Annotated in this window: 6 protein-coding genes and 1 pseudogene; 3 read left to right on the forward strand and 4 right to left on the reverse strand. The window is 74.9% G+C overall.

Going from position 1 to position 5,536, the window contains the following annotated elements; all coding sequences use genetic code 11:
* The 3 genes from P1P75_RS39225 to ybaK form a co-directional block, all read left to right on the forward strand.
* Nucleotides 1-970: hypothetical protein (locus P1P75_RS39225; protein WP_319264389.1), on the forward strand; the 970-nt coding region annotated here is incomplete at its 5' end.
* Nucleotides 971-981: 11 nt separating this feature from the next.
* On the forward strand, nt 982-1,722 hold the full coding sequence (locus P1P75_RS39230) for an LON peptidase substrate-binding domain-containing protein (protein WP_319264391.1): 741 nt from the start codon (nt 982-984) through the stop codon (nt 1,720-1,722).
* Between the two features lie 15 nt (nt 1,723-1,737).
* A complete protein-coding gene (gene ybaK / locus P1P75_RS39235) occupies nt 1,738-2,241 on the forward strand; it encodes a Cys-tRNA(Pro) deacylase (RefSeq protein WP_319264393.1) in 504 nt (167 codons plus the stop codon).
* A gap of 135 nt (nt 2,242-2,376) precedes the next feature.
* Here ybaK and P1P75_RS39240 read toward each other — a convergent pair whose 3' ends face one another.
* From P1P75_RS39240 to P1P75_RS39255, 4 genes and pseudogenes are all read right to left on the reverse strand, one after another.
* A complete protein-coding gene (locus P1P75_RS39240) occupies nt 2,377-3,060 on the reverse strand; it encodes a hypothetical protein (protein ID WP_319264395.1) in 684 nt (227 codons plus the stop codon).
* Nucleotides 3,061-3,094: 34 nt separating this feature from the next.
* A complete protein-coding gene (locus tag P1P75_RS39245) occupies nt 3,095-3,919 on the reverse strand; it encodes an ABC transporter permease (RefSeq protein WP_319264396.1) in 825 nt (274 codons plus the stop codon).
* A 79-nt stretch (nt 3,920-3,998) separates the two neighbouring features.
* Nucleotides 3,999-4,973 (reverse strand): ABC transporter ATP-binding protein, encoded by a 975-nt coding sequence (locus P1P75_RS39250; RefSeq protein WP_319264397.1) that lies wholly within the window; start codon nt 4,971-4,973, stop codon nt 3,999-4,001.
* 108 nt (nt 4,974-5,081) lie between these two features.
* Nucleotides 5,082-5,536, reverse strand: a pseudogene (locus P1P75_RS39255) (NYN domain-containing protein); the annotation flags it as partial.

A 5,536-nucleotide genomic window follows, 5' to 3' on the forward strand; every position in this document is an offset into this window, starting at 1 on the left:
CCCCCCGCCCGCTCCCGGACTGCCGCCCGACGACGAGGTACTCCTCGACGTGCCCGACGACCGCCTGGGCCCCGCGCTGGTCGCGGCCGGGCGGGACACCTACGAGGCCGCCGCCGCCCTGCTGGCCGGCACGCGCGAGCGCGCCGAGTGGGAGCACCGGGACCGGTACGTCACCCGCCTCGCGTCCTTCGCGCGGTCCCGCCCCGAGTGGTTCGAGGAGTGGCGGGCCGCCGCCCCGCACGACCCTGACGTCCTGCTGCTGACCGCCCAGCTGGCGGTGGGGCGCGCCTGGGACTCGCCGGCGAGAGCCGAGCTGCTGCGTGAGGTGAGTCCGCTGATCACGGCCGCCGCGCAGGCCGACCACCGCGACCCGGTGCCGTGGCGGATCGCCCTGGACCACGCGCGCGGCTCGAACGCCGGGCACAAGTACTTCGGCGAACTGTGGTCGGCCGCCGTCCGCCGTGCCCCGCACCACTACGGCTGCCATGTGGCCGCCAAGCGTTATCTGGCCGAGGCCTGGCACGGCTCCCACCGCGAGTGCTTCGACTTCGCCGACCGGGCCGCACAGGACGCCCCGGCCGGCGCCCTCGCCCAGGCGCTGCCGGCGCGGGCGGCGTTCGCCTACCTCACCGACGGCTGCGGTCCCGAGGTGCCGCGCGAGCGCCTCGACGCCGCCGCCGACCGCGCGATCGCGCTGTCCGCCCGCTTCCCGGGCTCGGACCCCTGGACGGCCGAGATCCGCAACCTCCTGACGTACGTCCTGGTCCGTCTCGGCCGCCGGGCGGACGCCCTGGCCCAGCTGCGCCTGATCGGCCCGTACGCCACGTCCTTCCCGTGGGGCCGGTTCTCGGACGACCCGCTGGGACACTTCCTGACGGTGCGCGAGAACGTGTGCTCGGGACCGTCCGGTGAGCCCGCCGGGCATCCACCACATGGGCACGGGGAACGCACGTACCCCGCGGACCACTAGGCTTCTGCGGCGTGACCACCGTCCGGCTGCCCCTCTTCCCGCTGAACACCGTCCTCTTCCCGGGGCTGGTGCTTCCGCTCAACGTGTTCGAGGAGCGCTATCGCGCCCTGATGCGCGATCTGCTGAAGACCCCTGAGGACGAACCACGCCGGTTCGCCGTCGTCGCGATCCGCGACGGCCACGAGGCGGCACCGGCCGCCCCGGGCATGCCGGACCGGACGGCGCCGCTCCAGCGCGGTCCCGCCGGCGGGTTCGGCGACGACCCGCTCAAGGCGTTCCAGACGGTCGGCTGCATCGCCGACGCCGCGACCGTGCGGGAGCGGGCCGACGGCACCTTCGAGGTGCTGGCGACCGGGACGACCCGGGTGCGGCTGGTCTCGGTGGACGCCTCGGGCCCGTTCCTCACGGCGGAGCTGGAGGAGCTGACGGAGGAGCCGGGCGACGAGGCGGGCGCGCTCGCGGAGGGCGTGCTGCGGGCCTTCCGTCAGTACCAGAAGCGCCTCGCGGGTGCCCGGGAGCGCTCGCTGTCCACCGGGGCGGACCTGCCCGACGAGCCGTCCGTGGTGTCGTACCTGGTGGCGGCGGCGATGATGCTCGACACGCCCACCAAGCAGCGGCTGCTCCAGGCCCCGGACACCGCCTCCCGGCTGCGCGACGAGCTGAACCTCCTGCGCGCGGAGACGGCCATCCTCCGTAGCCTGCCCTCGCTGCCCGCGGCGGATCTGACGCGCGGGCCCACGAGTCTCAACTGACGCACGGGAGGCCTGATGGCGAAGAAGCCGAAGAAGCAGCAGCAGTCCGGGGGCACGCCCGCGACCGTCGCCCTGACGGCGGCGGGCGTGGAGTTCACGGTCCACTCCTACGACCACGACCCGGCCCACCCGTCCTACGGCGAGGAGGCGGCCGAGGCCATGGGTGTCTCCCCCGACCGGGTCTTCAAGACCCTCGTGGCCGAGGTGGACGGCACCCTGACGGTCGCCGTGGTACCGGTCGCCGGCTCACTGGACCTCAAGGCCCTCGCGGCGGCTGTCGGCGGCAAGCGCGCGGCCATGGCCGACCCGGCCCTGGCGGAACGCACCACCGGTTACGTCCGCGGCGGGATCTCCCCGCTGGGCCAGCGCAAGAGGCTCCCCACGGTCCTCGACGACTCGGCGAAGGCCCACGCGACCATCTGCGTCTCGGCGGGCCGCCGCGGCCTGGAGGTGGAACTCTCCCCCACCGACCTGGCCGACCTCACGAAGGCCGTCCTGGCCCCCGTCGGACGGGCGTGAACAGCGGTCGGACCAGCCCCTTCGGCATGTGAGGACGCGGCCGTTCGGGCCGCGGCGAGGGTCTGCCAACGACAGTCCCCGGGACGGGAGAAGCGGCGGGGCGACGACACCGCCCGCCGGCGCCCGGCACCACCCCTACCGCAGCGGCGCCCCGTACGCATCCTTGTGCATCGGCCCCTGCCCGAACGGTTCCGGGTCCCGCGGCCCGAACAGTGCCGTGAGCCCCAGGTGGACCAGCAGCGCCGCCAGCGACCAGGCCAGCAGCGCCCCCTTCGCGCTCAGCTTCAGGGGGGCCGAGAAGGTGACGCCCTTGCCCGCGGCCTTCGCCTGGGCGATCACGTCCTGTCCGGGGCCGAGCCAGACGCCGATCCGCCACGCCAGCAGCGAGCCGAGCAGTCCGCCGAGGGCCAGCGCCACGACCAGCGGCACGCCCCCGCGCCGGCGCCAGGCGAACACGGCGGCGGCGCTCACGGCACCGAAGGCCGCGGCCAGCAGGGCGAACGTGCCGTCCACCCCGACGGCCTGCTCGCCCTCGGTGTCCTTGAGGTAGACGACCCAGCTGTCGTCGGTGAGTTCCCCGACCAGCGGGACGCGCGGCGCCAGCCACACCCACAGCAGCCCCAGCAGCACCCCGGTGACCGCGACCAGGACGGTGATCACCGCGGCTTCCCGCAGCTCCGTCCTCATCCCGGGCCCGTCCTGTCCGTGTCCGGCGTCGTGCGGCGCGGCAGGCGTACCTGGGTGCGCCCCCGGCGACGGCCAGGCGTCGTGCGGGGACGGTTCGTGCGGCGGCGGAGGAGGAGTCAGCGGTGCGGTCACCCTGACATCGTGCCAGGCCCGCCTGTGCCGTGCGTCATCGGACGGCGGCCCGGCGGTACGCCCAGGTGGCGACGGCCAGTGAGACCACGCCGACCACGGCGCACACCGCGAGGTCGCCGACCACGAACGCCCAGTCGGGATGCGGCCGGAAGGTGCGCGCGAGGGCCTCCACGCCGTACGTCGACGGCAGCAGGTCGCGGGCGAAGCGCACCGGCTCCGGCATCCGGTCGGGCGGCAGCACGCCGAGCAGCAGCGCCGCCGACATGCCCAGCTGGCCCAGCACGGTGGCCAGCTCCGGGCGCGGGGCGAGCAGCCCGAAGACCGCACCCAGCCCGGCCAGCGCGGCGCCGGACAGCGGGATGACCAGCGCCAGCACCCACAGGTGGGTCAGCGGCAGCCCGAAGAGCAGCGAGCCGAGGACGGCGGTCACCAGCGTCCCCGGCACGGTGAAGGACGCGTACGCGCCCGCCGCGCCGAGCACCACGGCGGCGGGCGGCACCGGCAGGGTGGCGTAGTGGTCGAGGCCGCCGCTGGCCCGCAGCTGGCCGAAGTACTGCGCGAGGAGGTTCAGCGCCACGAAGGCGACGACGAGGACCGCCGAGCCGGCCACCACGGCCTCCGCCTCGCGTCTGCCGTCGACGACTCCGCGCATCATGATCAGGATGCCGACCGACTGGAAGGTCGCCACGAACAGCAGCGGGATGCGGGCCACCCGCGCGCGCGACAGCTGCGCCCGGTACACGGCCGCCATCGACGGCCACAGCCGCGCGCGCGGCGCCAGCTCGGCCGCCTGCCGGGCCGGCTGCTCGTCCACGGCCAGGGCGCTGCCCGGCAGAACCTCCACGGGTACGACACTCACGTCGCGTTGCTCCTCTTGGGTCCGGTGGTCGCCCTGTTCGATGTCGCCCTGCTCGATACGGATGCGGGGACGATCCTGCTCACACCCTCACCAACCCCTGCCGGGCGGCCCCGCCCAGCGCCAGGTAGACGTCCTCCAGGCTCGGCGTGGTGAGGGTGAAGTCGTCCAGGGCGGCGAAGGCAGCCCCGCCGGTGACGGTGGCGACGACCGTACGGGCCTCCTCGGGGCCCAGCCGGAGCGTCCAGCGGCGCCCGGACTCCACGGCCCGCTCGCGCAGCGCGGCGACCTCGGGGACGTCCAGCGGCGCCCGCTCCCGCCACACCAGCTCGACCCGTACCTCGTCGGCGACCTGCTCCTTGAGGCCGGAGGGGGTGTCGCAGGCGATGACCCTGCCGCGGTCCAGGACGGCGACCCGGTCGAGGACCGTCTCGGCCTCGATGACGTTGTGGGTGACGAGCAGCACGGTGGTGCCGCGCTCGGCGCGGCGCCGGTCCACCGCGGACCACACGGCGCGCCGGGCGACGGGGTCCATCCCGGTGGTCGGCTCGTCCAGCACCAGCAGTGGCCGCTCCCCCACCAGCGCGGTCGCGAAGCAGGCCAGCCGCCGCTGTCCGCCGGACAGCTTGCGCAGCGGTCGCCCGGCGATGGGGGTGAGCCCCAGTTCGTCGAGCACGGCGTCCCGTTCGCGGCGGGCCTCGCTCAGGGGGAGTCCGCGCAGGCGTCCGGTGGTCTCGGCGGCGAGGGCGACGGTGAGTTCGTCGAGGGCGGTGGACTCCTGGCCGAGGTAGGCGAGGATGCGCGCGGCCCGTTCGGGGTGGCGCACGATGTCGTGCCCGAGGATCTCCACGCTGCCGGTGTCCGGCCGCATCAGCCCGGTCACCTGCCGCACGACGCTGGTCTTGCCGGCGCCGTTGGGCCCGAGCAGACCGAAGATCTCACCCCGGCGCACTTCGAGCCGTACGTCGTCGGTGGCGCGGACCTCGGGGGTCGCGGGAGTGCCGCGCCGGCCCCGGACCGCCGGGTAGGTCTTGGTCAGTCCGCGTACGGCACACACGACCTCGTCCCGGTGCCGAATGGTCGATGCCGCGCGCGTACTCACAAGGGACGAGAGTACGGGGTCGGCGGCCCCCGCTCGCCGCCGGGGGCGCCCCAAGTGCCCGGTTCAGTCCCCCGCGGGCGCTTGCTCGGCCGCCGTCCGTACGTCGATCTCGCGCCAGAACCCCGCCCGGATGGCGTAGCGGTCGTGCTCGTCGATCTGGTCGTCCTTGTGGGCGAGGAGGCCGAAGCGGGCCGCGTACCGCAGCAGCTCCCCGTCGATGCGGTGCGGGATGCGCGGGTACATACCGGACAGTTTCTGCAGATGGCCCTGGTCGCCGAGACGGCCCATCCAGCGGCGGGCGAAGACCTGCCCCACCTCGAAGGGGTCGCCGCCGACGGTGGTGATGTCCTCCTCACGGTCGGCCCACCGCTGCTCGGCCGTGGTGACCTGCGCGAGCGTCGGCATCGAGGCGATTTCGGGGGGTTCGGCCGCGGTGCCGGGCCGGTCGACCCACCCCTTGTCGGAGGACCAGCGCAGGGTCGCGGTGGCGGGGGGCTGGGCGGCGGCCTGGGCGCCGG

This window comes from Streptomyces sp. ID05-39B (genome assembly GCF_033794725.1).
Taxonomy (GTDB): Bacteria; Actinomycetota; Actinomycetes; order Streptomycetales; family Streptomycetaceae; genus Streptomyces; species Streptomyces bobili.